This is a genomic window from Pseudomonas sp. GW821-FHT01D09 (genome assembly GCF_059422465.1).
Genome location: NZ_JBWKWY010000023.1, coordinates 35,613 through 60,859, shown reverse-complemented (window position 1 = coordinate 60,859; position 25,247 = coordinate 35,613). Strand labels below are relative to the sequence as shown.

The 25,247-nt window shown below is 61.7% G+C and carries 22 protein-coding genes and 1 pseudogene; 11 read left to right on the top strand and 12 right to left on the bottom strand.

Going from position 1 to position 25,247, the window contains the following annotated elements; all coding sequences use genetic code 11:
- The first annotated feature begins 41 nt into the window (after window positions 1-41).
- A complete protein-coding gene (locus AC07W7_RS19115) occupies window positions 42-953 on the top strand; it encodes a DMT family transporter (RefSeq protein WP_197880914.1) in 912 nt (303 codons plus the stop codon).
- 52 nt (window positions 954-1,005) lie between these two features.
- Here the strand turns inward: AC07W7_RS19115 and norR are convergent, their stop codons facing one another.
- The gene (gene norR / locus AC07W7_RS19110; RefSeq protein WP_495039906.1) at window positions 1,006-2,547 is read right to left on the bottom strand and encodes a nitric oxide reductase transcriptional regulator NorR; all 1,542 of its coding nucleotides are present in this window, start codon (window positions 2,545-2,547) and stop codon (window positions 1,006-1,008) included.
- A gap of 155 nt (window positions 2,548-2,702) precedes the next feature.
- Here norR and hmpA point away from each other — a divergent pair, with 155 nt between their 5' ends.
- Together hmpA and AC07W7_RS19100 are read left to right on the top strand one after the other, a co-directional pair.
- Window positions 2,703-3,884 carry an NO-inducible flavohemoprotein gene (gene hmpA, locus AC07W7_RS19105; protein WP_076962785.1) on the top strand — a complete coding sequence of 394 codons (1,182 nt, stop codon included), beginning with the start codon at window positions 2,703-2,705 and terminating at the stop codon, window positions 3,882-3,884.
- A 405-nt stretch (window positions 3,885-4,289) separates the two neighbouring features.
- Window positions 4,290-4,796, top strand: a complete 507-nt coding sequence (locus AC07W7_RS19100; RefSeq protein ID WP_076962784.1) for a disulfide bond formation protein B — start codon at window positions 4,290-4,292, stop codon at window positions 4,794-4,796.
- A gap of 553 nt (window positions 4,797-5,349) precedes the next feature.
- Here the strand turns inward: AC07W7_RS19100 and AC07W7_RS19095 are convergent.
- A pseudogene (locus tag AC07W7_RS19095) lies at window positions 5,350-5,564 on the bottom strand (hypothetical protein).
- Window positions 5,565-5,591: 27 nt separating this feature from the next.
- On the opposite strand from AC07W7_RS19095, the gene cyoA reads away from it, so the two are divergent.
- From cyoA to cyoE, 5 genes are read left to right on the top strand one after another with little or no spacing between them, the layout of a single operon-like run.
- Window positions 5,592-6,530: a ubiquinol oxidase subunit II gene (gene cyoA / locus AC07W7_RS19090; protein WP_076962783.1), complete on the top strand. Its 939-nt coding sequence runs from the start codon at window positions 5,592-5,594 to the stop codon at window positions 6,528-6,530.
- A gap of 3 nt (window positions 6,531-6,533) precedes the next feature.
- Window positions 6,534-8,552 carry a cytochrome o ubiquinol oxidase subunit I gene (gene cyoB / locus AC07W7_RS19085; protein ID WP_076962782.1) on the top strand — a complete coding sequence of 673 codons (2,019 nt, stop codon included), beginning with the start codon at window positions 6,534-6,536 and terminating at the stop codon, window positions 8,550-8,552.
- Between the two features lie 3 nt (window positions 8,553-8,555).
- Complete coding sequence (gene cyoC / locus AC07W7_RS19080) at window positions 8,556-9,179, top strand: cytochrome o ubiquinol oxidase subunit III (RefSeq protein ID WP_076962781.1); 624 nt, start codon at window positions 8,556-8,558, stop codon at window positions 9,177-9,179.
- Window positions 9,179-9,514 (top strand): cytochrome o ubiquinol oxidase subunit IV, encoded by a 336-nt coding sequence (gene cyoD, locus AC07W7_RS19075; protein WP_076962780.1) that lies wholly within the window; start codon window positions 9,179-9,181, stop codon window positions 9,512-9,514. The genes cyoC and cyoD overlap by 1 nt, the downstream gene beginning before the upstream one ends.
- An 11-nt stretch (window positions 9,515-9,525) precedes the next feature.
- Window positions 9,526-10,413, top strand: a complete 888-nt coding sequence (gene cyoE / locus AC07W7_RS19070) for a heme o synthase (RefSeq protein ID WP_029300217.1) — start codon at window positions 9,526-9,528, stop codon at window positions 10,411-10,413.
- Between the two features lie 189 nt (window positions 10,414-10,602).
- On the opposite strand, the gene AC07W7_RS19065 is transcribed toward cyoE, so the two are convergent.
- From AC07W7_RS19065 to AC07W7_RS19030, 8 genes are all read right to left on the bottom strand, one after another.
- Window positions 10,603-11,307 carry a hypothetical protein gene (locus tag AC07W7_RS19065; protein WP_169902075.1) on the bottom strand — a complete coding sequence of 235 codons (705 nt, stop codon included), beginning with the start codon at window positions 11,305-11,307 and terminating at the stop codon, window positions 10,603-10,605.
- 108 nt (window positions 11,308-11,415) lie between these two features.
- Window positions 11,416-12,333, bottom strand: a complete 918-nt coding sequence (locus tag AC07W7_RS19060) for a CobW family GTP-binding protein (protein WP_076962778.1) — start codon at window positions 12,331-12,333, stop codon at window positions 11,416-11,418.
- Window positions 12,330-14,066 (bottom strand): amidohydrolase, encoded by a 1,737-nt coding sequence (locus AC07W7_RS19055; protein WP_495039905.1) that lies wholly within the window; start codon window positions 14,064-14,066, stop codon window positions 12,330-12,332. Before AC07W7_RS19055 ends, AC07W7_RS19060 begins: the two co-directional genes overlap by 4 nt.
- Before the next feature lie 87 nt (window positions 14,067-14,153).
- Entirely contained in the window at window positions 14,154-15,335 is a 1,182-nt protein-coding gene (locus AC07W7_RS19050; RefSeq protein WP_495039904.1) for a pyridoxal phosphate-dependent aminotransferase, read from the bottom strand.
- A gap of 21 nt (window positions 15,336-15,356) precedes the next feature.
- Window positions 15,357-16,046 (bottom strand): ABC transporter permease, encoded by a 690-nt coding sequence (locus tag AC07W7_RS19045; protein ID WP_076962775.1) that lies wholly within the window; start codon window positions 16,044-16,046, stop codon window positions 15,357-15,359.
- A gap of 12 nt (window positions 16,047-16,058) precedes the next feature.
- Window positions 16,059-16,772, bottom strand: coding sequence for an ABC transporter permease (locus AC07W7_RS19040; RefSeq protein ID WP_057437878.1), 714 nt, complete (start codon window positions 16,770-16,772; stop codon window positions 16,059-16,061).
- Window positions 16,773-16,790: 18 nt separating this feature from the next.
- On the bottom strand, window positions 16,791-17,564 hold the full coding sequence (locus AC07W7_RS19035) for a transporter substrate-binding domain-containing protein (RefSeq protein ID WP_169897807.1): 774 nt from the start codon (window positions 17,562-17,564) through the stop codon (window positions 16,791-16,793).
- A 47-nt stretch (window positions 17,565-17,611) separates the two neighbouring features.
- On the bottom strand, window positions 17,612-18,394 hold the full coding sequence (locus tag AC07W7_RS19030; protein WP_495039903.1) for an ABC transporter ATP-binding protein: 783 nt from the start codon (window positions 18,392-18,394) through the stop codon (window positions 17,612-17,614).
- Between the two features lie 234 nt (window positions 18,395-18,628).
- Between AC07W7_RS19030 and AC07W7_RS19025 the strand changes: the two genes are divergently transcribed.
- The 3 genes from AC07W7_RS19025 (at window position 18,629) to AC07W7_RS19015 (ending at window position 23,439) form a co-directional block, all read left to right on the top strand.
- The gene (locus AC07W7_RS19025; RefSeq protein WP_495039902.1) at window positions 18,629-19,513 is read left to right on the top strand and encodes a LysR substrate-binding domain-containing protein; all 885 of its coding nucleotides are present in this window, start codon (window positions 18,629-18,631) and stop codon (window positions 19,511-19,513) included.
- A gap of 118 nt (window positions 19,514-19,631) precedes the next feature.
- The gene (locus tag AC07W7_RS19020) at window positions 19,632-21,239 is read left to right on the top strand and encodes a 5-guanidino-2-oxopentanoate decarboxylase (protein ID WP_495039901.1); all 1,608 of its coding nucleotides are present in this window, start codon (window positions 19,632-19,634) and stop codon (window positions 21,237-21,239) included.
- Window positions 21,240-21,405: 166 nt separating this feature from the next.
- A complete protein-coding gene (locus AC07W7_RS19015; protein ID WP_169897805.1) occupies window positions 21,406-23,439 on the top strand; it encodes a c-type cytochrome in 2,034 nt (677 codons plus the stop codon).
- A 32-nt stretch (window positions 23,440-23,471) separates the two neighbouring features.
- On the opposite strand, the gene AC07W7_RS19010 is transcribed toward AC07W7_RS19015, so the two are convergent.
- Window positions 23,472-24,740: a type II toxin-antitoxin system HipA family toxin gene (locus AC07W7_RS19010; protein WP_495039900.1), complete on the bottom strand. Its 1,269-nt coding sequence runs from the start codon at window positions 24,738-24,740 to the stop codon at window positions 23,472-23,474.
- The gene (locus tag AC07W7_RS19005; protein ID WP_083743060.1) at window positions 24,737-25,171 is read right to left on the bottom strand and encodes a helix-turn-helix domain-containing protein; all 435 of its coding nucleotides are present in this window, start codon (window positions 25,169-25,171) and stop codon (window positions 24,737-24,739) included. The genes AC07W7_RS19010 and AC07W7_RS19005 overlap by 4 nt, the downstream gene beginning before the upstream one ends.
- Window positions 25,172-25,247 lie beyond the last annotated feature (76 nt).

Genomic DNA, 25,247 nt, shown 5'->3' with positions numbered 1-25,247 from the left:
CAAGGCGGGGCGACACTGTGGCTCAACCACCGGAGTGCGCCATGAACCTATCCTTGTACTTACTGACCGTGCTGATCTGGGGCACTACCTGGATTGCCCTCAAGTGGCAATTGGGCGTGGTGGAAATTCCAGTCTCGATCGTCTATCGCTTCGGCCTGGCGGCGCTGGTGCTGTTTGGGTTGCTGCTGCTCAGTCGCAAACTGCAGGTGATGAACCGCCGTGGGCACCTGATCTGCCTGGCCCAGGGCCTGTGCCTGTTTTGTGTGAATTTCATGTGCTTTCTCACGGCCAGCCAGTGGATCCCCAGTGGCCTGGTGGCCGTGGTGTTTTCCACGGCGACGCTGTGGAATGCACTGAATGCCCGGGTGTTCTTCGGCCAGAAAGTTGCGCGCAATGTCTTGCTGGGCGGTGGCCTCGGGCTGTTGGGCCTGGGCTTGCTGTTCTGGCCGGAACTGGCCGGGCATACCGCCAGCCCCGAGACACTGCTGGGCCTGGGCCTGGCCCTGTTGGGCACCCTGTGCTTCTCGGCGGGCAATATGCTGTCGAGCCTGCAACAGAAAGCCGGGCTCAGGCCGTTGACCACCAACGCCTGGGGTATGGCCTATGGCGCGACGATGCTGGCGCTGTACTGCGTAGTGCAGGGCATTCCATTTGAGATGGAATGGAACACCCGCTATATCGGCTCGTTGCTGTACCTGGTGATCCCCGGTTCGGTGATCGGCTTTACCGCCTACCTGACCCTGGTCGGCCGCATGGGCCCGGAGCGGGCGGCGTATTGCACGGTGCTGTTCCCGGTGGTGGCACTGAACGTCTCGGCGCTGTTCGAGGGCTACCAATGGACCGCCCCGGCGCTGGCCGGGTTGGTGTTGGTGATGCTGGGGAATGTGTTGGTGTTTCGTAAGCCGCGGGTAGCGGCGCCTGTGAATACGTGTTTGGAAGCGAAACAGATCTAATGTGGGAGCAAGCCCGCTCCCACATAAGTCCGCGTTTACAGGGTGATCCGCGTTACTTCAGGCCCAGGCGCTTGGCCATGCGCCCCAGGTTGGCACGGTCCAGGCCCAGTTCGCGGGCGGCGCTGGCCCAGTTGTGCTGGTGGCGTTCCAGGCAGGCGCCGATGACTTGCCGTTGGTAGTGCTCGGTCGCCTGGCGCAGATCGCCGGTCACCACCGCGATCTCGGCGGGCTCTTCTATCAAGGGCGCAGACTCATTGGGCAAGTCCAGGTCCTTGGCAGTGAGGCTGAGGATCTTCGGCCGCTCCCGACAATTGCCCAGGGCCTTCAATGCGCTGCGGCCAATCAAGTGTTCCAGCTCCCGCACATTCCCGGGCCAGCCATAAGCCAGCAACGCCGCCTGGGCATCGCTGGTCAGGCGCAGGCTGCCCAGGCCCATGCGTGAGCGGTTCTGCTCGAGGAAAAACCCCGCCAGCAGCAGCACATCGCGCCCGCGTTCACGCAAGGCCGGGACTTGCAGGGGGTATACGCTCAAACGGTGATAGAAGTCGGCGCGGTAGCGGCCGTTGCGCACCTCTTCGGCCAGGTCGCGGTTGGTGGCGGCGATCAGGCGCACGTCCACTTGATGCTCCTTGTCCGAACCCAACCGCTGCAACTGCCCGCTTTGCAAGACCCGCAACAGCTTGGCCTGGACCGTCAGCGACAGCTCACCCACTTCATCGAGGAACAAGGTGCCGCCGTTGGCCAGCTCGAACTTGCCCCGGCGTTCGTTCAGCGCGCCGGTAAAGGCGCCGCGCACATGGCCGAACAGCTCGCTTTCCACCAGGGTTTCCGGGAGGGCGGCGCAGTTGAGGCTGATCAGCGGTTTTTCAGAACGGGGCGAGGCCGCATGAATGGCCTGGGCCACCAGTTCCTTGCCCACCCCGGTCTCGCCGGTGATCAACACGGTCAGGTCGCTGCCGCCCACCAGCTTGATTTCGTCCACCAGGCGCTTGTGGGTCTTGCTCTGGCCGATCATTTCCTTGTGCTGCTGGCCGCTGGCCTGGCGATAGATTTCGGCGCGCTGGTGTTCGTCCTCGGCGCGCAGGGCCAGGTGTTCCATGCGTTCGGCCACATTGACCGTGGCGGCGGCGAGGCTGGCAAAGGCCTGCAAGGCGTCCAGCTCCACGCGCTCGAAACGTTCGATGTCCAGGGCATCCAGGGTCAGCAGGCCCCAGGGGCGGTCGTCGACAAACAGCGGGCAGCCCATGCAGTCGTGGACTTCCAGGTGCCCGTGCAGGCCATCGACCAGGCCGTCGTAGGGGTCGGGCAGTTCGCTGTCGCTGTCGAAACGGGTCGGGCCGGGGCTGCTCAACAGCACCTCAAAGCGCGGATGTTCGCTGATCTTGAAGCGTCGGCCCAGGGTGTCCGGGCTCAGGCCGTCCACGGCCAGCGGCACCAGCCATTCGCCGTCCAGGCGCAACAGCGCGGCGGCATCGCACGGCAGCAGGGTGCGCATGGCTTGCAGCAGGCGTCGGTAGCGCTCGCCTTCCGGCAGTTCGCGGGACAGGTCGGCCACCAGTGGCAGTAGGGTCGTGAGCAGGGAGTGTGCAGTCATAATGACTCCTTGTAGTCCTAATGACTATAAGGTGTAGGAAGTCATATTGACTACTTTTAAATTAACCTATTGATAAATAACGAATTATTAGTTGGCATGAATACTGAGTATCACAAGGCAGTCAGTCAGAAGCCTCAACGGCTCAGGAGTCTCCCATGCTTAGCGTTCAAGACCGTGCCATCGTCAAGTCCACTGTGCCACTGCTCGAAAGCGGTGGCGAAGCCCTGATCACCCACTTCTACCGCATGATGCTGTCCGAGTACCCCGAAGTGCGCCCGCTGTTCAACCAGGCCCACCAGGCCAGCGGCGACCAGCCCCGGGCCCTGGCCAATGGCGTGCTGATGTACGCCCGGCATATCGACCAACTGGATCAGTTGGGCGACCTGGTGGCCAAGATCATCAACAAGCACGTGGCCCTGCAAATCCTCCCGGAGCATTACCCGATTGTCGGCAGCTGCCTGCTGCGGGCGATTTCCGAGGTGCTGGGCGACGAAATCGCCACCCCTGAAGTGATGAGCGCGTGGGGCGCGGCCTATGGTCAGTTGGCCGATATCCTGATCGGTGCAGAAAGCGCCATCTACGACGAAAAAGCCCAGGCCGTTGGCGGCTGGCGCGGGGCGCGCCCGTTTTTGCTGGTCAAACGCGTGGAGGAGAGCAGTGAAATCATCTCCCTGTACTTTGCCCCGGTGGACAACGGCCCGATCCTCGCCGCCGAGCCCGGCCAGTACATTGGCTTGAAGCTGCTGATCGATGGCGAAGAAGTGCGCCGCAACTATTCATTGTCGGCGCGCACCGATGCCGGCCTGTACCGCATCAGCATCAAGCGCGAAGCGGGCGGGCGTGTGTCCAATTACCTGCATGACCAGATGCATGTGGGCGCGACTATCGACCTGTTCCCGCCGTCGGGGGAGTTCACCCTGGTGCCCAGCGACAAACCCCTGGTGCTGATCAGCGGCGGCGTGGGCATCACCCCCACCTTGCCGATGCTGGAAGCGGCTTTGGCCACCGAGCGCCCGGTGCATTTTATCCACTGCGCGCGTAATGGCAGTGTGCATGCGTTCCGTGACTGGGTTGATGCCCTGGCTGCACGTCATCCGCAATTGCAGCGCTTCTACTGCTATGCCGAAGACGACGGCGTCAGCCCGGCGGCGGACAAAATCGGCATGCTGACCCAGGAACAACTGGCGGCCTGGCTACCCGAGGAGCGTGATGTGGATGCCTACTTCCTGGGGCCCAAGGGCTTTATGAGTGCGGTCAAGCGTCACCTCAAGGCCCTGGGCGTGCCGGAGAAGCAGAGCCGGTATGAGTTCTTCGGGCCGGCGGCGGCGCTGGAATGACGGCTGATCTCTAAACTGCACTGGCATCATCGCGGGCAAGCCCTAATGCCAGTCAGTTAAGCCTTTTTGTAGGAGCGAGCTTGCTCGCGAAGAACTTGAGAGCGCCGCGTTTACCTAGCAAACACGCGTTATCGTTGACGTCCTTCGCGAGCAAGCTCGCTCCTACAGAAAGCAGAATCCGCTTAACTGACTGGCATTAGGGCAATCCCGCTCCCACAATTTGACTTGTGAATACATTCAAATGTGGGAGCGGGCTTGCCCGCGATGGCGTCCGAAAGACCATCCCATTAATGTGTCGTTAACCCGCCCCTGTCTAAGATCCCGCTGCCTACTGCTAAATTTTCACCTCCTGCGTGTAAACTTGCGGCCATTGGCACAACCATCATTAGGCAAAGGGAAACGGGGATGATTGACGAAATGCGGTTGGGGCGCGAGCGGCGCTTCCTGGTGTTGCTGGGGATCATCTGCCTGGCGCTGATCGGTGGCGCGCTCTATATGCAGATAGTGTTGGGCGAAGCGCCATGCCCACTGTGCATCCTGCAGCGCTATGCCTTGTTGCTGATTGCGCTCTTTGCCTTTATCGGCGCGGCCATGCGCACCCAGCGCAGTGTCACGGTCTTTGAAGTGCTGGTGGTGCTCAGCGCCCTCGGGGGCGTCGCGGCCGCCGGGCATCATGTGTATACCCAGTTCTATCCGGCCATCAGCTGTGGCATCGACGTGCTGCAGCCGATTGTCGATGACCTGCCCCTGGCCAAGATCTTCCCCCTGGGCTTTCAGGTCGATGGTTTCTGCAGCACGCCCTACCCGCCGGTGCTGGGCTTGTCCCTGGCCCAGTGGGCGCTGGTGGCGTTCGTCTTGACGGTGATCCTGGTGCCGCTGGGCATTTACCGCAATCGCAAGCACAACGCTTAAATCGTTCGACAAGACGCCCCGGCCCTGCGGATGCAGGCCGGGGCGTTTTTGTGTGTGGGCATTTTATAAAGCGGCCGTGACGCTGGACAAGAATGGTTGCGCGCAACGTGCGACACGTTGTCACACTGAAGGTGCCGCAGGACATTTCCCACCTCGCGCCACGACGCTTAATCGACCAGTGGCCAGGCACTTTTAGCTGTCACTTTCCACCCTGGCCGACCCCGCAGACGGCGTGCCCTACAGAACATCCAGTGATCTGTGAATGCCTTGTTTTCAGTGGGCTTGCCTGGGGTTTGGCGACCCTGGCGAGGGCCCCCGGGTGCGACATAATGGGCAATAACACGGCATTTTTTGTGGTTTTTGTTGAGAATCAAACGCGATACGATCCCGAACCTTTGCAACAATGGCGCAGGATTATTGCTGGAATCGATAAAAATTATTTCTTTATAAGTCATGGTTTATACATCGCTAGCTAACTACAATCGCCCGCACTGAGTGTCCGGTGCTGCTCAACCCTGAGCAAATAGGGCGGTCGAGAGGCGGAAACATTGCTTCATGCGACCCCAGGTGCCGGCAGCCTTTCAACTATCCGCACCAAATGGAATTGGTCTGTAACAAGGCCTTTGACCAACGAAATCGAATAAGAATTCACCGCCAGACCTGGACGTGTCGATCAGCGCATGAAGCGCCGGGCAGGCCCTTATTCAATCGAAGAGAAATGCCAACCCTTGGCAGGGTGAAGTGTTGGCGATCAAAACCCAACTGCATTGCGCAAGCTGCTTTAGAGGTCGTGAGATGAGTAAAAACAGGTACACCCGATTACTAGGCATAGTGCCGCTTTTCGGCATGTTATTGCTGGGAGGCTGCAACTGGACGCTGCTCGACCCTGTGGGTCAGGTCGGCGTGGAGCAACGTAACCTGATCATCACCGCCACCTTGCTGATGCTGTTGGTCGTGGTGCCGGTGATCGTGATGACCTTCGCGTTCGCCTGGAAATACCGCGCGTCCAACACCAAGGCGACCTACGCGCCGAAGTGGTCGCACTCCACCAAGATCGAGATCGCGGTGTGGCTGGTCCCTGTACTCATCATCATCGCCCTGGGTTACATCACCTATAAGTCGACCCACGAGCTGGACCCTTACCGTCCGCTGGAATCCGACGTGGCGCCTATCACTATCGAAGTGGTCGCGCTGGACTGGAAGTGGCTGTTCATCTATCCCGAGCAAGGGATCGCCACCGTCAACAAGATCGTGTTCCCGGCCAACACCCCGATCAACTTCAAAGTGACCTCGGACGCGGTGATGAACTCGTTCTTCATCCCGGGCCTGGGTGGCCAGATCTACGCGATGGCGGGCATGCAGACCAAGCTGCACCTGATTGCCAACCAGAACGCCGAGCTCGACGGTATCTCCGCCAACTACAGTGGCGCGGGCTTTACCGGCATGAAATTCAAAGCAATCGCCACCACCCAGGAAGACTTCAACGCCTGGGTACAAGAAGCCAAGAGCTCACCAAAACAGCTTGAAAAAGCTGAATACGAAGCCCTTGCCAAGCCAAGCCAGAACAACCCTGTAGAGCTGTACTCCTCGTACACGCCGGACCTGTTTCAGAAAATCATCGATAAGTATGAAGGGATGAAGCCAGGCAAGCCGGTCAAGCACGAGAAGAAAGAAGTGGCTGCTGTGGAAGGGACGGACGCAAATTCGCATTCAGCTGCCGGGGCAGAGGAGTAAACGATGTTTGGTAAATTAAGTTGGGACGCGGTCCCATTCCACGAGCCGATCGTGATGGTGACCATCGCCATGATCGCGCTGGGTGGTCTGGCACTGTTTGCGGCAATCACCTACTTCAAGAAGTGGACCTACTTGTGGACCGAGTGGCTGACGTCGGTCGACCACAAGAAAATCGGCGTGATGTACATCATCGTCGCCATGGTCATGCTGCTGCGTGGTTTTGCCGACGCCATCATGATGCGGACCCAGTTGGCCATGGCCACCGAGGGCTCGCCTGGCTACCTGCCGCCTGAACACTATGACCAGATCTTCACCGCCCACGGTGTGATCATGATCATCTTCATGGCGATGCCTTTCTTCACCGGCCTGATGAACCTGGCAGTGCCGCTGCAGATCGGTGCGCGTGACGTTGCGTTCCCGTTCCTCAACTCCCTGAGCTTCTGGCTGCTGGTTTCCGGCGTGGTGCTGATCAACCTGTCCCTGGGCGTCGGCGAATTCGCCAAGACCGGTTGGGTGGCCTATCCGCCGTTGTCGGGGCTGCAATACAGTCCGGGCGTGGGGATGGATTACTACATCTGGGCGCTACAGCTATCCGGGCTAGGTACGACGCTGACGGGGGTCAACTTCCTGGCCACCGTGCTGAAAATGCGTACCCCAGGCATGAAACTGATGGACATGCCGATCTTCACCTGGACCTGCACCTGGGCCAACGTCCTGATCGTGGCTTCGTTCCCGATCCTGACCGCGACCCTGGCCCTGCTGACGCTTGACCGCTACATGGATTTCCACATTTTCACCAATGAACTTGGTGGCAATCCAATGATGTACGTGAACCTGTTCTGGGCATGGGGTCACCCTGAGGTGTACATCCTGATCCTGCCAGCGTTCGGTATCTTCTCCGAAGTGATCTCGACCTTTACCGGCAAGCGCCTGTTCGGTCACCACTCGATGGTCTACGCCTCGGGCGCGATCTCCGTACTGGGCTTCATGGTCTGGCTGCACCACTTCTTCACCATGGGGTCGGGGGCCAGCGTCAACGCCTTCTTCGGCCTGGCGACGATGCTGATTTCGATCCCGACGGGGGTGAAGCTATTCAACTGGCTGTTCACCATCTACCACGGCCGCCTGCGCTTCACCAGCCAGGTCCTGTGGACCCTGGGCTTTATGGTGACCTTCGCCATCGGCGGCATGACCGGCGTACTGCTGGCCATCCCGGGTGCTGACTTCGTGCTGCACAACAGCCTGTTCGTGATCGCGCACTTCCATAACGTGATCATCGGTGGTGCGGTATTCGGCTACATCGCCGGCTTCAGCTTCTACTTCCCGAAAGCGTTCGGCTTCAAGCTGCACGAAGGCTGGGGCAAGGCGGCATTCTGGTTCTGGATCACCGGCTTCTTCGTCGCGTTCATGCCGCTCTATGCACTGGGCTTCATGGGCATGACCCGTCGTCTGAACGCCACCACCAACCCTGAGTGGGTGCCGTACCTGTACGTCGCCATGTTCGGTGCGGTGATGATCGCGTTCGGTATCGCCTGCCAGTTGATCCAGCTGTACGTGAGTATCCGTGACCGCAAGCAAAACGCCTGCGACTCCGGCGACCCATGGAATGCGCACACCCTGGAATGGTCGACCTCGTCGCCACCACCGTTCTACAACTTCGCCGTGCTGCCGAAGGCCGAGACCATCGACCCGTTCACCGAAGCCAAGGAAAACGGTACGGCGTACCAGCGTCCTGTGCGCTACTCGCCGATCCACATGCCGAACAACACCGCCACTGGCGTGGTGATGGGCGCGCTGTTGACGGTCTTCGGTTTCGCGATGATCTGGCACATCTGGTGGCTGGCCATCGCTAGCCTGGCGGGCACCGTGATCTATTTCGTGATCCACGCGGCGCGGGATGATCAGGGCTACATGGTGCCGGTCGATGTGATCGAGCGCATCGAAGCCGAGCAGCACGCTCGCCTGGTAGCCGAGAAGAAGATTCCGGCCAACCGTGTTGAAACCTCGTTGGAACAGGCTTAAACCATGTCGAACTTAGTGACCAATGCTGGACACGCCCATGTCGATGACCATGGGCACGATGACCACCACGACGCGGGCGAGATGACCGTATACGGTTTCTGGCTCTACCTGATGACCGACTGCATCCTGTTTGCGTCGATCTTCGCGGTGTACGCGGTACTGGTAAACAACGTAGCGGGTGGCCCGTCGGGCCACGACATCTTCGAGCTGAATTATGTGCTGGGCGAAACCGCCTTGCTGCTGTTCAGTTCGATCACCTACGGCTTCGCCATGCTGGCGTTCTTCCGTGGCAACAAGGCGGGCGTGCTCAAGTGGCTGGGCCTGACCTTCCTGCTCGGCCTTGGCTTTATCGCCATGGAGATCAACGAGTTCCACGTGCTGATCTCCGAAGGCTACGGGCCTAGCCGCAGCGGCTTCCTGTCGGCGTTCTTCACCCTGGTCGGCACCCACGGCCTGCACGTTACCGCCGGTCTGATCTGGATGGCGATCATGATGTACCAGGTCAACAAGCATGGCCTGACGTCGACCAACAAGACCCGCCTGAGCTGCCTGAGCCTGTTCTGGCACTTCCTGGACGTGGTCTGGATCTGCGTCTTCACCGTTGTCTACTTGATGGGGACTCTGTAATGGCTAATGCACACTCCCATGACAGCCATGATGCAAGCCATGGCAGCGTAAAGTCTTACGCGATCGGCTTCATCCTGTCGGTGATCCTGACGGTCATCCCGTTCGGCCTGGTGATGTACCCCACCCTGCCGAAGGCCACCACATTGGCCATCGTGCTGTTGTTCGCGGTGATCCAGGTGGTTGTCCACCTGTATTACTTCCTGCACCTGGACCGCTCCCAGGCCCAGCGTAACAACGTGGTGGCGTTTGTGTTCACGGCCATTGTGATCCTGCTGCTGGTCGGCCTGTCGTTGTGGATCATGTTCAGCATCCACACCTACATGATGGCGAAGTGAGGTAAGACCCGATGTCGCTTAAGCACTTTATCCAAATCACCAAACCGGGGATCATTTTCGGTAACGTGCTTTCTGTGGCAGGCGGTTTCTTCCTGGCCTCCAAGGGGCATGTCGATCTGGCCATCTTCCTGGCGGCAATGATCGGCACTTCCCTGGTGGTGGCATCCGGTTGCGTGTTCAACAACTGCATTGACCGTGACATCGATATCAAGATGGAGCGCACCAAGAACCGCGTGCTGGTCCAGGGCCTTATCTCCCTGAAACTGGCGCTGATCTTTGCGACCGTCCTCGGTGTTGCCGGCGTGGCGTTGCTGTACACGGTGGCCAATCCGCTGGCGGCGTTGTTTGCCGTGATCGGCTTTGTCATCTACGTCGGCCTCTACAGCCTGTACCTCAAGCGCAAGTCGGTGCACGGCACGCTGGTGGGCAGCCTGTCGGGGGCGATGCCGCCGGTGATTGGTTATGTGGCGGTGACCAATAGCTTCGACATGGCGGCGCTGGTGCTGCTGGTGATGTTCAGCCTGTGGCAGATGCCGCACTCCTATGCCATCGCGATCTTCCGTTTCAACGACTACCTGGCGGCTTCGATTCCGGTATTGCCGGTCAAGCGCGGCATCCAGGTGGCGAAGAAACACATCCTGCTCTACATCCTGGCCTTCCTCGTGGCGACCTTGATGTTGACCTTCAGTGGCTATGCCGGCATGAGCTACCTTGCCGTCGCCGCCGCCATGGGCATGTACTGGTTGTACATGGCCTGGACCGGCTACAAGGCGGTGGATGACACCGTCTGGGCGCGCAAGTTGTTCGTCTTCTCGATCTTCACCATCACCGCCTTGAGCGTGATGATGTCCCTGGATTTCCAGGTGCCGAAAGAGTTGTTGCTGACTTACGCCCACTGAGTTGGGATGCAATAAAAAGCCCCGCCTTCGAGAGAAGAGCGGGGCTTTTTTGTGCGGCCTCAAAACACCACAGCCCCCCATGTGGGAGCGGGCTTGCCCGCGATAGCAATGAATCAGTCGATACATGTGTTGGCTGACCCACCGCTATCGCGAGCAAGCCCGCTCCCACATTTAGAGTGGGGGTAGGGCTTATTGCTGGGCGATGCTGTAACCGTCAAACGCAGTCTGCTGTTGCAGTGCGGTGACGATGCTCTTACGTGTCAAAGGCTGCTCGGCACCGGAGTTATCCACAAAGCTCTCGCTCTCAAGCTCTGCCTCATCTCCTTCACCTACAAAGTTGAAACCGAGGAACTCCAGCGCCTCGCGGTCAACATTGAGTTTGGAGCGCGGTGTGCGCAATGGCAGGGTGACGCTGATGCCATCCTTGCTGATCACAAACACTTCCGCTTCCTTCTTCGCCCGCGCAGCCTTGCCCTTGCCGGCACTTGGGTTGCTGATGGCCTGGTGGGTCTGGTTCAGCACCTTGAGCGCCAGGCCGTAGACCAGCTCCTGGAACTCTGGGTCGTCCTTGAAGCTGGAAAGGATACGGTTGATCGAGAACTTGCTGCTCAGGTCTTCGAGGGCGGCGTTGTCGGCGGCTTCGGCGTCCTTGAGCTGCTTGAGCTGGCCCATCAGTTCATAGGCCTGGTCATCGTCGAAGGCGTCGTGGGCCTGGCGGATGGCCACGCGCAATTGGCGGATCTGCTCGCTTTCCTTGGAGGTATGGAATGCGTCCAGCACCATTTCACTGATGTTCTTGGCCGCTGGCACATGCTGTGAAAGATTGATGGCGTTTTCGTATTCAGCTTTGGCTTGCAAGGTGACTACGGATTCTTCGGTACGGGAATCGGACATTGAAATTTCACTACTTCTGTAAGCGGGGAGACGGGAAAAGCGTCGGGCATTTTCAAGGGCCAGGGTAGCAAGGTCAAGGCGGCACTCTGCCTTCATCGTCATCCGCGGCTACAGGCCCTGCATCTCCTGCAATTGCGTCTCCAGCCGTTCCCGCAGGCCACTGCCACGTCGGGCGATAAACACCAGTTGCGCGCAATCTTGCGCATGCTCGCCGCCGGCCAAGGTGAACTGGCTGCGGTTGCCCACATGTTGCAGCCAGAAAGGCTGGTCGTTGCCCTGCAAATGCACCAGGCCTTTAAGGCGGAACAAATCCTTGGGCAGTTGCCCCAGCCAGTCGCGCAGGGCCTTGGCCGGCAGGGCCTGGGTGCCTTGCCAGGTCCAGCTTTCAAACAGCTCGTGGTGCGGCGCCGGCACTGGCGTCAGGCCGTTGCGCGCACTGCGTTCGCCCAGCAGCAGGGCGTCGGGAATCTGCGCCTGGACGGTGCTGATCACCCGCGTACGCGCCCCGATCTCGGCGCGCAGGCTGTGCAGTTCGGCGGCGCTGACCAGATCGGCCTTGTTCAGCAGCACCAGGTCGGCACAGGCCACCTGGGCGCGGGACAGGCGTGCGAATTCACCCTCCAGCCCCCGGTAACCGCTGGCGTCCACCAGGGTGATCACCGTATCCAGGTGCAGGTGCGCCTTGAGCTGTGGATAACCCAGGGTCTGCACAATGCGCTGCGGGTCCGACACGCCGCTGCACTCGATGACGATGCGGTCCAGGCGTGGGCGCATCTGGCTCAGGCTCACCAGTTGCGCCAGCAGGTCCTCTTGCACCGTGCAGCAGATGCAGCCGTTCTGCAGGCTGAACACCGCGTCGGTGACTTCGGCGATGATCGCCGCATCGATATTCAGCTCGCCAAAGTCATTGACGATCACCGCCATACGCCCATGTTGCGGCTGCTGGGCGATGCGGTTGAGCAGGGTGGTCTTGCCGGCGCCGAGAAAGCCCGAGACCACCGTGACGGCAATGCTATCGTTATTCATTCGATCACCGGCGGCAGGCCTTGCCACACGGCTTGCAGTGCCGTGCCTTCAAAGGCATTGAGGCGGTCGTACACTGGCCGCCCATCGACCAGGGTCAGCAACACCTGGGTCTGGTGGATGTAGTTGCGCGCCGGCTGGGCGAACAGGTCGCGGTCGATCACGATCAGGTCGGCGCACTTGCCCACTTCCAGGCTGCCGGTGGAATGCTCCAGGCCCATGGCGTGGGCACCGTTGAGGGTGGCCACTTGCAGCGCCTGCTCCAGGGTGATCGGTTCGCCGAAGCAGTCCGGTTCCTGGTTCCATGGGTTTTGCCGGGTGACCATGGTTTCCAGGGCCAACCACGGGTCAATCGAGGCCACCGGCCAGTCGGTGCCCATCACCGCCAGGCCGCCCTCGGCCAGCACGCCTTTGAAGTCGTAGATACGCTTGAGGCGTTCGGCGCCATAACCTGCGCGGGCGCCACTGGCAAACGGCGTCGGGTACCAGGCCGCCGGGGAGAACTCGGCGATCACGTTCAGGGCCTTGAAGCGCTTGAGGTTGCCCGGGTGCAGCAGGGTGCTGTGGGCGCATTGATGACGAATGCCGCTGTCGCCATTGACCCGCCGCGCCTCGGCCACGGCATCGAGGAACACATCGGACGCGCCGTCGCCGGTGCAATGGGCGATCACCCGCAGGCCGCGCCGGTCCATGTCCACCACCATGTCGGTGATATGTTCCGGGGTCAGGTTGAGCTTGCCGCGCCAGGTGGAGTCGGCCGCCCAGGGCGTCATCAGGTACGAAGACTTGGGTTCCACAGTGCCGTCGAAGTGGAACTTCACCGCATTGGCATTGAGCCGCGCACTGCGATAGTAGTGACGCTCGCCGCCGAGCAATTCCCAGCGCCGGCGCACCGGGAAGATATCGTCCTGCCAACTGATCGCCGCTTCCACACGCACGCTCAGCTCGCCCGCGTCGTCCAGCTCCTTGAGGGCGTCCAGGCGCCGCTCGCAGACATGCACGTACTTGGTCGCGGTAACGCCACGCGAGCTCTGGAAATGCACGCCGTCGCGATAGGCCCGGCGCAGCACCGCCACCGGGGGCGGCGGCATGGCCGCGTGGATCAGTGCGTAGGCGCCGTCGATCATCAGGCCGTTGGGCTCGCCGCTGAGTTCGTCGCGCTCCATATAGCCGTTGCGCGGGTCGGCGGTGTGGCGGTCGATGCCGGCCAGTTTCAACGCGCAGGAGTTGACCATCATGGTCCCCCACATGCGGTCCAGCAGCGCCACCGGGCGGTCCGGCATGATGCTGTCGAGCCATTCGCGCCCCGGGGTCAGCCCGGCTTCGCGGAAGGTGTAGCGCACCCAGTACTGGCCGTAGATCCAGCCATCGCCTGGGTGGGCATCGGCGTAGGCGTGGATCGCCGCCGCCAGTTGTTCGGGGGTGGGGTCTTCGATGCCCACGTCCAGGTTATCGCTGTAGCGTGGCGCCAGGGCGAGGTCGGGGTGGGTGTGCATATCGTGCAGGCCGGGCATGCAGAAGGCGCCCAGCAGGTCATGTTGGCGGGTTTGCGGGCCGATCAGGTGCTGCAGGTCGGCGAATGTACCGACTGCGATAAAACGTCCCCCGCGAATCGCCACCGCATCGGCCCACGGCTGGGCCGGGTCGAGGGTGTAGAAACGGCCGTGGTGCAGCACCAGGTCAGCGTGCTCGCCGACAACGGAGTGGGTGGAAGTGAATTGGTCGGAAGCGGTCACGGGGGAAACCTCAATATTCAAGACGAGCAAAGATCAAATGTGGGAGCTGGCTTGCCTGCTCCCACATCAATCCCAGTGTTCACATAATCAGCGGTTGGCGCGCAGGCCCTCGACAAACCCGGCAATCCGCTGGCAGGCGTCTTTGAGGGTGTCGTCGGCGACAGTAAAGGAGATGCGCACAAAGCCTTCGGCACTGGCGCCAAACGCCTGGGCATCGAGCACCGACACGCCGGTGGCGCGGAACAGCTGCCAGGCAAAGTCCATGCTCGACAGCCCGGTGCGGCGCACGTCCACCAGCATAAACATGCCGGCCTGGGGCACGCGGCAATCGAGGTCGGCGATGCCACCCAGGCCGGCCACCACCAGGTCGCGCCGGCGGCGATACACCGTGCGTGCATCGCTGACCACCTCGTCATCCAGTGCCAGGGCCTTGATCGCCGCTTCCTGGATAAACCCCGGCAAGCCATAGAGCATGCACAGCAGCAGGTTATCCAGGTGGCCCACCAATGCGGTCGGCGCCACCACCCAGCCCACGCGCCAGCCGGTCATGGCGTGGGTTTTCGACAGGCTGTTGAGCACCACGGTGCGCTCGGCCATGCCCGGCAGCGAGGCGATGCTCAAGTGTGGCTGGTCATACGTGATTTGCCCGTAGACCTCATCGGAAATTACCCACAGGTCGTGCTCACGGGCGACTTCGGCCACCAGCTCCAGCTCTTCCCGGCTGTAGACATTGCCGGTGGGGTTGCACGGCGTGGCCAGGGCAATGCCCCGGGTCTTGGCGCTAATGGCTTTTTCCAGGGCTGCGCGGGTCAGGCGAAAGCCGTTGGCCGCCGGTTGCTCGATGGTCGCGATGCGCGCACCGGAGGCGTGGATGCAGGCCTCGTAGGTCAGGTACATCGGCTCCGGCACCAGCACTTCGTCGCCCTGGCTGAACAGGCACAGTGAGGTGGCGAACAGGCCGTTTTGCGCACCGGCCACCAGGGCCACGTTATCAGCGTGTACAGCAATGCCTTGCAGGCGGCTTTGCTTGGCGGCAATCGCCTCGCGCAGGGCCGGCCGGCCGAGAACGTGGGTGTAGTGAGTGTCGCCGGCGCGCAGTGCATCGACGGCGGTTTCGCAGATGGCACTGGCGGTGGCGAAGTCGGGGTCGCCCACGCTCAACACAATCACATCTTCGCCACGGCCACGGGCTTCGACGGCGGCGTAGTGAATATCCCAGGCGCTGACGGACTCGCCACTAATGCGCTCGACAAACGGTGAATAACGCATCCTTGTTCTCCTAAAATTGATTCAAGCCTGGCGCTGCGGGACTTTGCCCCAGCGCGAGAAAGCGTGTTCGATCACGAACGCCAGGACAATGTAGATCACCGCCACCGCCAACAGGGGTTCGTACACCCGCAGCGTCTGCGCCCGCACCAGGTTGGCGGCGCCGAGCAGGTCGGTGACGGCCACGGTGGAGGCCAGCGCAGTCGCCTTGAGCAGCAGCACGGTTTCGCCCACCAGCGTCGGCTTGACCAACTCCAGGGCCCGTGGCAACCAGACCCGGCGCAGCACCATCAGGCGCTTCATGCCAAACGCCCGCGCCGCTTCCAGTTCGCCCCGTGGCACGGCGCGCAGGGCACCGCGCAACACTTCGCCGACATAGGCGCCGACACACAAAACCAGCGCCAGGGCCACGTACCAGAAACCTTCACGCAAGTACGGCCAGAGGAAGCTGCCGCGAATCAGCGGGTAGCTGGCAAACACGCTGCCCACGCCGTAATACAGGATGTAGATCTGCACCAGCAGCGGCGTGCCCCGGAATACTGCGGTATAGGCGCGCAACGGCCCGCTGATCAGTGGGTTGGACGACAGGCGCCCCAACGCCACCAGCACCGCCAGCAAGAAGCCAAACACCCCGGACAAGGCCAGCAACTTCAGGGTGATACCCAGGCCGTGCAGCAGTTCGTTGGCAAAACTGTTGATCCATGAAAAGTCCATCGGCTGCGCTCCTTAGTGCTGCGGCATCCAGCGGTTGATCCGTCGCTCGAACACCCGGAAGGCGCCGTTGGAAATCAGGGTGATGATGAAATACACCGCCGCCACCGCCAGGTAGAACACCAGGTAATGCTTGGTGGAGCCGGCCGCCTGTTTGCCCACCGAGAGCAACTCGCTGTAGCCGACGATGCTGATCAGCGCGCTGTCCTTGACCAGCACCAGCCACAGGTTCGACAGGCCGGCCATGGCAAACGGCAGCATGCTGGGCAGCAACACCCGGCGTACCAGCAGCCAGCGCTCGATGCCAAAGGCCCGCGCCGCTTCCAGTTGGCCCACGGGAATGGCCTGGATCGCGCCGCGAATGATCTCTGCCGAATACGCGCCCTGGACGATACCCAGCACCAGCACGGCGGCGATAAAACCGTTGACCGTCACGCTGTCGCGGCCCATGGCGGCCATCGCCATGTTCAGCAGGTCGGTGCCGGCGTAATACAGCAGCAAAATCAGCAGCAGCTCCGGCACCGCGCGGTACAGCGTGGTGTAGAGGTTGGCCAGGCGCACCATCCAGCGGGGGCCCTTGAGCTTGATCATGGCCACCAGCAGGCCGATGCCCAGGCCCAGCACAAAGGCCCCGGCAGAAATCTGCAAGGTCACCACCGCGCCCTGGAGCAGGGCGTTGAGCCAGCCGTCGGCGACGAACAACTGGGTGAGTTCGGACAAAGAAATCATGGCGCGTTCCGTTGGACGTTATTGCGCGGAAATATCGACGCTGAAATAGCGGCTGCGAATGGTGTCGTAGGTGCCATCGGCCTTGATCGCCGCCAGCGCGGTGTTGAGCCGCTCGCGTAGCGGGGTGTCACCCTTGCGCACGGCGGCACCGATGCCGGAGCCGAACAGCGGGTCTTTGGGCGCCAGGCCCTTGTCGGCCAGGCCACTGCCGGCAGCGGACTTGAGCATCGGCTCGATGGTCAGCGCGTCGGCGAGCATCACGTCGATGCGCCCGCTTTGCAGGTCGGCGGTCATGTCGTCCTGGGTGTTGTAGTAGCGCAGGGTCGAGCCCTTGGCGTAGTAGGCCTTGAGGTAGGTGGCGTTGGAGGTCGAGCCCTGCACGCCGATCAGCTTGCCCTTGAGGCCTTCGGGGGTGGTGACCAGCTCCAGGCTTTTGTCGGCGACCCACATGGCTGGGGTTTGGTAGTAGGGCGCGGTGAAGTCGATGACCTTTTCCCGTTCTTCGGTGATGCTCAGGGAATTGAGGATCACGTCGATCTGGCTCGATTGCAGCGCCGGGATCAAGCCGTCCCAGGACACTTCCTTGAGTGGGCATTGGGCTTGCAGGCGCTCGCACAGGGCCTTGATCAGGTCCGGCTCGAACCCGCTCCAGGCGCCATTGCCGGCTTTTTCGGAGAACGGCGGGTAGGGTTCCAGGGCGATGCCGAACACGATTTTGTCGGCGGCAACCGCACTGTGGGACAGCACGGCGAGCACGCAGCCGGCGGCGAGGGATTTCAGAGAGTTGTGCATGGCTTGACCCTTTCGAAGTTATTGTTTTGAAGGATGGAAGCGGCAGTTCAGACGCGATTGTCCTGGGCCATGACGAACTGGCGGCAACGCTCGCTGGTGGGGTTGTGGAAGACTTGTTGGGGCGTGCCTTCTTCTTCAACCAACCCTTGGTGCAAAAACATGACCTTGCTCGATACATCGCGGGCAAACGCCATTTCGTGGGTGACGAGGATCATGGTGCGGCCTTCTTCGGCGATACCCTGGATCACCTTCAGCACTTCGCCGACCAGCTCCGGGTCCAGGGCCGAGGTGGGTTCATCCATCAGCAAGACGCGCGGGCGCATGGCCAGGGCGCGGGCGATGGCCACGCGCTGTTGCTGGCCACCGGACAGGAAGGCCGGGAAGGTATCGCGCTTGCTGGCCAGGCCGACTTTTTCCAGCAGGTGCTCGGCGTGGGCGATGGCGTCCTTGCGGTCTTCACCCAGCACATACACCGGTGCTTCGATGACATTTTCCAGCACGGTGCGGTGGGGCCACAGGTTGAAGCTCTGGAACACCATGCCCAGTTGCGTGCGCAGGCGTGCCATCTGGTCAGGATCGGCGATCAGCGGGTTGCCGGCGCGGTCCTTTTTCAGGCGCACTTCCTCGCCGTTGATGCGCAGGCTGCCGCTGCATGGGATTTCCAACAGGTTGATGCAACGCAGCAGGGTGCTTTTGCCCGAGCCGCTGGAGCCGATCAGCGACACCACATCGCCTTCGTTGGCGCGCAGGGAAATGCCTTTGAGAACATGGTGCGCGGCATAGCTCTTGTGCAGAGCATCGATGGCGACCACCGGGGTGACTGGGTTCAAGGGTTATCCCTCTTTATTTTTGTAGATTAGGCAGTTTTCTGCAGGAGCCGGCTCCTGCGCAAAGCTGCACAGGCATGCAGTGATGAGGATCGAGAATAGCCACTGGCCACTTGAGGTCAATCGAGCATTTTTCGCTCGATATTGAAATTTAATTCAACTGTCCCGTTCGCCAGCGGCTATGTCTGCGGCGCGATTGCGGCTATGGTGCGGGTATCTTTGAGCAGGTGAACCTCCATGCGTTACCCCTCCATGACCGCCTTGCGGGCGCTGGACGCGGTGGCCCGGCTGGGCAGCGTGTCCGAGGCGGCCACCGAGCTGAACCTCACCCCCAGCGCCATCAGCCACCAGATCAAGAGCCTGGAACAGACCCTGGGCTTTGCCCTGACCGAGCGCACCGGGCGCAATATCCGCATCACCTGGCAAGGCGAGCGCTATGCCCGCGATATCCATGGGCTGCTGGCCAATATCCTTGAGGCCGGGCAGCGCTTCGATGGCCAGCAGGTCAGCGGGCGCCTGTGCATCAGCAGCCCGGCGGGGTTTGCCACCTATTGGCTGTGCACCCATATCGCCGACTTCCAGGCCCTTTATCCACAGGTCGAATTGCACCTGATTTCGCCGCGCACCCCGGATGACACCAGCGACCATGGCGCCGACCTGTTTATCGCCTACGGTATGGGCGACTGGCCCAACCAGCATGTGCAGAAGATCGTTTCGCTGCGCTACTTCCCGGTGTGCAGCCCGCGCCTGGTCAACACCATGGGCGGCCTGAAGACCCCGGAACACCTGGCCGGTGTGCCGTTGCTGCATATGATCGACTACTCCGACTGGCGCGTGTGGCTGGCCGCCGCCGGGGCGCCGAATGTGGATGTGCAGCGCGGCATCGTGTTTGCCGATGCGCACTTTGTGCAGTCGGCGTGCATCGCCAGCCAGGGCATCGCCATGGGCGACAACCTGATCAGCGGCGAGGCCCTGGCCAGGGGCTTGCTGGTGCGGCCGTTCGAGACCGAGATCGAATCCAACCGTGGCTATTACCTGGTGGCCGATCACCAGAAAGTCGAGCGCCCGGTGGTGCAGGCGTTTGGCGAGTGGGTGAAGTCGCAGTTGGGCGGCGGGCTTTGACGCGCGGCAATCCGTGAATTTTTTTTGCCAATGGCCGGCAAATTTTTTGCTTGTCCGCCCTCCGAGCGCGCCCTAAGGTCTGGCCAATCGACACAGAACAATAAGAAGGAAATGAGCAATGACCACCTGTGCCCAGTCCCTGGTTCGCCTGCTGGAAGGTTATGGGGTCGACACCGTGTTCGGCATCCCTGGCGTGCACACCGTCGAGCTCTACCGCGGCCTGCATGGCAGCCGCCTGCGCCATGTCAGCCCGCGCCATGAGCAGGGCGCCGGCTTTATGGCCGACGGCTACGCCCGCGCCAGCGGCAAGCCGGGGGTGTGTTTCATCATCACCGGCCCCGGCATGACCAATATCCTCACCGCCATGGGCCAGGCCTATGCCGATTCGGTGCCGATGCTGGTGATTTCCACCACCAACCGCCGCGAACACCTGCGCCTGGGCCACGGGCACCTGCACGAGCTGCCGGACCAACGGGCGATGGTCGCCGGTGTATGTGCCTTCAGCCATACCCTGCAAGCGCCGGAGCAATTGCCGGAGCTGCTGGCCCGCGCCTTCGCCGTGTTCAAGTGCGTGCGCCCGCGCCCAGTGCATCTGGAAATCCCCCTGGATGTGCTGGACATGCCCGCCGTGGACCTCAACCTGATGCCCCGCAGCCTGCCAGGCGCCCCGGCCCCGGCGCCGGCCTCGCTGCGAGCGGCGTTGAGCCTGCTCAATGAGGCGCGGCGGCCGCTGATCCTCGCCGGCGGCGGTGCCCGTGACTGCGCCGAAGTGTTGCAGCAACTGGCCGAACGCCTGCAAGCGCCGGTGGCCCTGACCACCAATGCCCGTGGCCTGCTGCCCATGGGCCACCCGTTGTTGCTGGACGGCGTGCAGTCCTCCAAACATGGCCGTTCGTTGTTTGACGAGGCCGATGTGATCCTCGCCGTGGGCACGGAGCTGGGGGAAACCGACTACGATTTCTTCGGCCTTGGCCCACTGAAATTCAAGGCACCGCTGATCCGCCTGGATATCGACCCGATGCAAGTCATGGGCGTGCAACGCGCCCATGTCGGGCTGGTGGGCGATGCCCGCGAAGGCTTGCAGGCGCTGCTGGCGGCGGTCCGCCCGCCAGCCCCGAGCGGGCGTTGGGCGCAGGACAGCGTGCAGCGCGTCAACCGCCAGGAGCGCGCGAGCTGGAACGCCAAGCAACAGGGGCTGCAAGGCTTGCTGGACCTGCTGCGCGACAGCCTGGTCGACCCGTTGATCGTCGGCGATTCGACCCAGCCGGTGTACCAGGGCGCGGTGGGCTACCAGGCGCCGGCGGCCAACAGTTGGTTCAACGCCGGCACCGGCTACGGCACCCTCGGCTATGGCTTGCCGGCGGCGATCGGCGCCAAGCTGGCCAAGCCCGAGCGACCGGTGGTGGCGCTGGTCGGCGATGGTGGCTTGCAGTTTGCCAGCAACGAACTGATCGCGGCCCGTGAGGCCGGCATCGGCGTGATCCTGGTGGTGTGGAACAACCAGTGCTACGGTGAGATCCGAGACTATATGCAGGCCCGGGAAATCACGCCGCTGGGGGTGGATATCCTGACCCCGGACTTTGCCGCGATGGCCCGCAGCTGCCACATTGCCCACCATACGGCCGACACGCCGCAGGCCTTGCACGGGTTGTTGCAACGCCTGGTCGACACCCGTCAACCGGTGATGATCGAACTCGACGCCACGCACTACCTGCAAAACGCCTGAACCGCCCTCGGCCCTGATCCATATCAACGGGCCATTATCGAAAATCCGCTACAACACAACCGGGGCTTACAAAGCCCCGGTTGTCCGCCTGATGACCTCATAAAAACGCAGACAAACCTGTACCTAGGGGCCAACCCCCAGGCCAGGTTATTAAAGGAATAATGCGATGGCCCTTTCTCTGTCACGTTTGGCCTGGATGGGGGCGACGCTGTGTCTTGCGCTTCCTCTGCACGCCAACGAACCCGCCAAACCCGATACCGAACTGATCGCCCAGGGCAAATACGTGGCCCAACTGGGGGACTGCATCGCCTGCCACACCGCCAAGCAAGGTCCCGAGATGGCGGGTGGCCTGGAGCTGAACACGCCCATGGGCATCATCTACTCCAGCAATATCACCCCGGACCGTGAGACGGGCATCGGTCACTACAGCTTTGAACAGTTCGACCGGGTGATGCGCGAAGGTGTCACGCCGGCCGGTATGAACCTGTACCCGGCCATGCCGTATCCGTCCTACGCGAAGATGAGCGAAGAGGACATGCGCGCCTTGTTCGCCTACCTGATGCACGAGGTCAAGCCGGTGAACCAGGCCAACCTCGAAGCTGACATGGGCTTCCCGTTCAACCAGCGCTGGGGCCTGGCGTTGTGGAATTTCATGTTCCTCGACAAACAACCGTTCCAGCCCGACCCGGCCCGGGATGCCGTGCTCAACCGGGGCGCCTACCTAGTCCAGGGCCTGGGCCACTGCGGCTCGTGCCATACCCCGCGGGGGATCGCCTTCCAGGAAAAAGCCATGAGCGACGCCGGCAGTAGCGGCGAGCACTACCTGGGCGGGGAGACCGTCGAACATTGGCGCGCCTTGAGCCTGCGCAACCTGTGGACGGTGCAAGACACCGTGCAACTGCTCAAGACCGGGCAGAACCGCTTTGCCACGGTATCCGGCAACATGGTGGACGTGATCCGGCACAGCACCCAGCACTTCACGGATGCCGACCTGACGGCCATTGCCACCTATCTGAAATCCCTGCCACCGGGCAAGGACGACCTGCCGATGCCGGCCGTGGCCAAAGGCCCCGTCGAACTGCCCAAGGACTTGTTCACCAGCCGGGGCGGCCTGGGCTACATGCAGTTCTGCAGCGATTGCCACCGCAGCGACGGCGCGGGTGTGAAGGGCCTGTTCCCGGCACTGGCCGGTAACGCCAGCGTGGTGGCCAGCAACCCCACCTCGCTGCTGCACATTACCCTCACCGGTTGGGAAACCGCCGAGACCGCCGCCCATCCACGGGTCTACACCATGCCGGGCTTTGCGCGCCTGGGGAATAACGAAGTGGCGGAAATCCTCACCTTTGTGCGCACGCGCTGGGGCAACGAAGGCACGCCGATCAGCACTGCCCAGGTGAAGAAAATGCGTGACCAGCTCAACCCGGTCAGCACCGACTCCTCGGCGTTCGAGACGCCGCGCCTGGCCAACCTGTTGGCGGCGACGAATGCCGACCAGGTGGTACGCGGCATGCGCCTGCACCTGCAAACCAAGGAACTGCTGCCCGAGAATGTCGGCAACTCGCTGAACTGCACCAGTTGCCATCTCAACGCCGGCACCGTGGCTGACGGTTCGCCGTTCGTGGGCGTGTCAGCGTTCTTCCCCAGCTACGCCCCGCGTGCTGGCAAGGTGGTGAGCCTGGAAGAGCGCATCAACGGCTGCTTCCGCCGCTCGATGAACGGCAAGCCAATACCGCCCCAATCGGCGGATATGCAGGCGATGGTGGCGTACTTCGACTGGATGAAAAACAACACCAAGCCCGAGGATAAAGTCCCCGGCCGTGGTGTCGGCAAGATCGACCCGGCCATCAAGCCCGACCTGGCCCATGGCGAGCAGGTCTACGCCAAGCAATGCGCGGTGTGCCACGGCAACGACGGCGAAGGCCTGGCCCGGGCCGACGGCAGCCTGGTGTACCCGCCGTTGTGGGGCGAACAGTCCTTCAACATCGGTGCCGGCATGGCTCGCACCTACACCGCCGCCGCGTTCGTCAAACGCAATATGCCGATCGGCTTCCACGAGAAATTCCCGTTGGGCCAGGGCGGTTTGTCGGACCAGGAAGCGGTGGACGTTGCCGCCTACTTCTCGCAAAAACCACGCCCGGACTTCCCGGACAAAGTGAAGGACTGGCCGAACGGCGGTAAGCCGGTGGACGCGCGTTACTGACTTCAACCCTGTGGGGGCCGGCTTGTCGGCTCCTACAGCGCCAGCCTGAATGCCCGACTCATCCGATCCTGTTCTTGACGAGATATACCCATGGCGTTGGCCAATATCGGCCATTGGCGAACCACTCCCTTGAACGCCTCGATAAGTCTGTCGGCCTCATTGCGAGGCACCCTGAAATAGTCTGCCACCGAACGCGCCAGCTCCAGATCCTGGGCGTTGTCATATTCACTGATGTTGAGTTTCAAGCCTTGCCCGTAGTGATCCGGGTTCATGTCATAGGCTGGGGAAAGATGCCAGCCGCGGCCGGGTTCCAGTAGGAAACCATGGTTGCGCAGGTGATCGTCAGTGTTGGAAACCAACAGGTTGAATACGATTCTGCACCACAACTCTCGCAGGTCAGCTTGGGTATTGGCGCCCTGGTTGATCAGTACCCGTGCCAATTCCAAGTAGCTGACGCCGGTCGAGCCGTCCTCACCATCGGTATGGCCAGTCAAGGTCATGGCGCTCGCAAAGTGGATACGTTGCCCATGGGCCGTTCGATCAAAACGTTTGATCCTGAAGCAGTGATGTTCGCTGGCGTAGCGTTCAGCTTCCATGGCGGCGACACGCAGCCCGCACCCTTCTGCGAGCGATCCGATGATGTACTCCCAGGCACCGACATTGTGTTCGTCGCGCAGACTGGGGAACTTGGCGATCCACAAATGGCCGTTGGGGTCGACTACGCTGGCTTTTGGACGTGCGCCGCCCAACGAGCCGCCTGGGGCAATCAGCATACGTAGCCAATCGACGCCTTCGGCGGCGGTATTGTCGTGATCGTTTTCCAGTGCGCGGCTTGCGGCTTCCAACTGCCGCAGTTGTACCAATGGGGGAGCTGCCAGGCCTTCGCGTTCATCAAGGAATGGGCCTTGGTCATCTCGTTTGAAGCGCAAGGCGCCTACGCGAAAGGCATCATGGACGCCCAGCAGGTAGTCCGATTCCAGGAGGCGGGTATGAGGTGGTACCCGTGTTGCTCGCTTGTCGCGATCCAGCCGGCGGTTCATCAACATTCGCCCCCATCGGTCCGGGCTGGAGTCGCTGAAAACACCGAAGGTGTCCCGGCCTTGCGCGGGGTATTGAGGACCTTCAAACAGACCGATGCGAGGATCGATCGGAGCCAGGGCCAGTAGTGGATCGGCCAGCGCCATCCGATCATATTCAAACTCGAAAAGCTCGCCGGCTCCTCCTCGGCGCGCATGCAAAAAGCCCAGGCGGCGTGCTGTGCCAAGTTGCGCCCAGTCGGCGTACACGGCAATCCGGGTCATGGTTTGGAGGTCTTGTTGACAGGGTTCACGATTAACCCGGAAAGTTTGGAGGCCGCTGAGGCTGGCTCGTGAGGTTGGATGTAGGGAGGCGAGTCTGGCGCGGCGACGATGCCGTAGGATGATTTAGGTGTCCTGCGTGTTTTGTTCAGCAGCAGGGAGTCTTGTAGATGCCGGCCCAATTCGTCGGTTTCGGCGATACGGGCCAGGTCCTGCTCCAAGCCCAGTACCTGCAGAACGGACAGGTAGGCGCCGATGGTGACACCCGCAGCACCTCGCTCCAGAGCCCGCAGGGTCATTTGCGACATACCGGCACGCTCCGCCACTTGCTTGGCGGTAAGCTTGCGTCGCAAGCGAGCCAGACGCAGGCGCTCGCCCAGGTCCACCAGTAATTGCTGGGTCATTGGAAGGAGCGGAGCAGTTTTATTGGCCATGGATGCAATTATTCCAGCGCTTCAAGCATAAAGATGAAGGAATACTAGTATCCGCATATAAGTGCAATTATTTTAG

Coding starts and splice junctions, on each gene's coding strand:
- AC07W7_RS19115 (WP_197880914.1), top strand. CDS start 42: ATGAACCTATCCTTGTACTTACTGACCGTGCTGATCTGGGGCACTACC.
- norR (WP_495039906.1), bottom strand. CDS start 2,547: ATGACTGCACACTCCCTGCTCACGACCCTACTGCCACTGGTGGCCGAC.
- hmpA (WP_076962785.1), top strand. CDS start 2,703: ATGCTTAGCGTTCAAGACCGTGCCATCGTCAAGTCCACTGTGCCACTG.
- AC07W7_RS19100 (WP_076962784.1), top strand. CDS start 4,290: ATGATTGACGAAATGCGGTTGGGGCGCGAGCGGCGCTTCCTGGTGTTG.
- cyoA (WP_076962783.1), top strand. CDS start 5,592: ATGAGTAAAAACAGGTACACCCGATTACTAGGCATAGTGCCGCTTTTC.
- cyoB (WP_076962782.1), top strand. CDS start 6,534: ATGTTTGGTAAATTAAGTTGGGACGCGGTCCCATTCCACGAGCCGATC.
- cyoC (WP_076962781.1), top strand. CDS start 8,556: ATGTCGAACTTAGTGACCAATGCTGGACACGCCCATGTCGATGACCAT.
- cyoD (WP_076962780.1), top strand. CDS start 9,179: ATGGCTAATGCACACTCCCATGACAGCCATGATGCAAGCCATGGCAGC.
- cyoE (WP_029300217.1), top strand. CDS start 9,526: ATGTCGCTTAAGCACTTTATCCAAATCACCAAACCGGGGATCATTTTC.
- AC07W7_RS19065 (WP_169902075.1), bottom strand. CDS start 11,307: ATGTCCGATTCCCGTACCGAAGAATCCGTAGTCACCTTGCAAGCCAAA.
- AC07W7_RS19060 (WP_076962778.1), bottom strand. CDS start 12,333: ATGAATAACGATAGCATTGCCGTCACGGTGGTCTCGGGCTTTCTCGGC.
- AC07W7_RS19050 (WP_495039904.1), bottom strand. CDS start 15,335: ATGCGTTATTCACCGTTTGTCGAGCGCATTAGTGGCGAGTCCGTCAGC.
- AC07W7_RS19045 (WP_076962775.1), bottom strand. CDS start 16,046: ATGGACTTTTCATGGATCAACAGTTTTGCCAACGAACTGCTGCACGGC.
- AC07W7_RS19040 (WP_057437878.1), bottom strand. CDS start 16,772: ATGATTTCTTTGTCCGAACTCACCCAGTTGTTCGTCGCCGACGGCTGG.
- AC07W7_RS19035 (WP_169897807.1), bottom strand. CDS start 17,564: ATGCACAACTCTCTGAAATCCCTCGCCGCCGGCTGCGTGCTCGCCGTG.
- AC07W7_RS19025 (WP_495039902.1), top strand. CDS start 18,629: ATGCGTTACCCCTCCATGACCGCCTTGCGGGCGCTGGACGCGGTGGCC.
- AC07W7_RS19020 (WP_495039901.1), top strand. CDS start 19,632: ATGACCACCTGTGCCCAGTCCCTGGTTCGCCTGCTGGAAGGTTATGGG.
- AC07W7_RS19015 (WP_169897805.1), top strand. CDS start 21,406: ATGGCCCTTTCTCTGTCACGTTTGGCCTGGATGGGGGCGACGCTGTGT.
- AC07W7_RS19010 (WP_495039900.1), bottom strand. CDS start 24,740: ATGACCCGGATTGCCGTGTACGCCGACTGGGCGCAACTTGGCACAGCA.
- AC07W7_RS19005 (WP_083743060.1), bottom strand. CDS start 25,171: ATGGCCAATAAAACTGCTCCGCTCCTTCCAATGACCCAGCAATTACTG.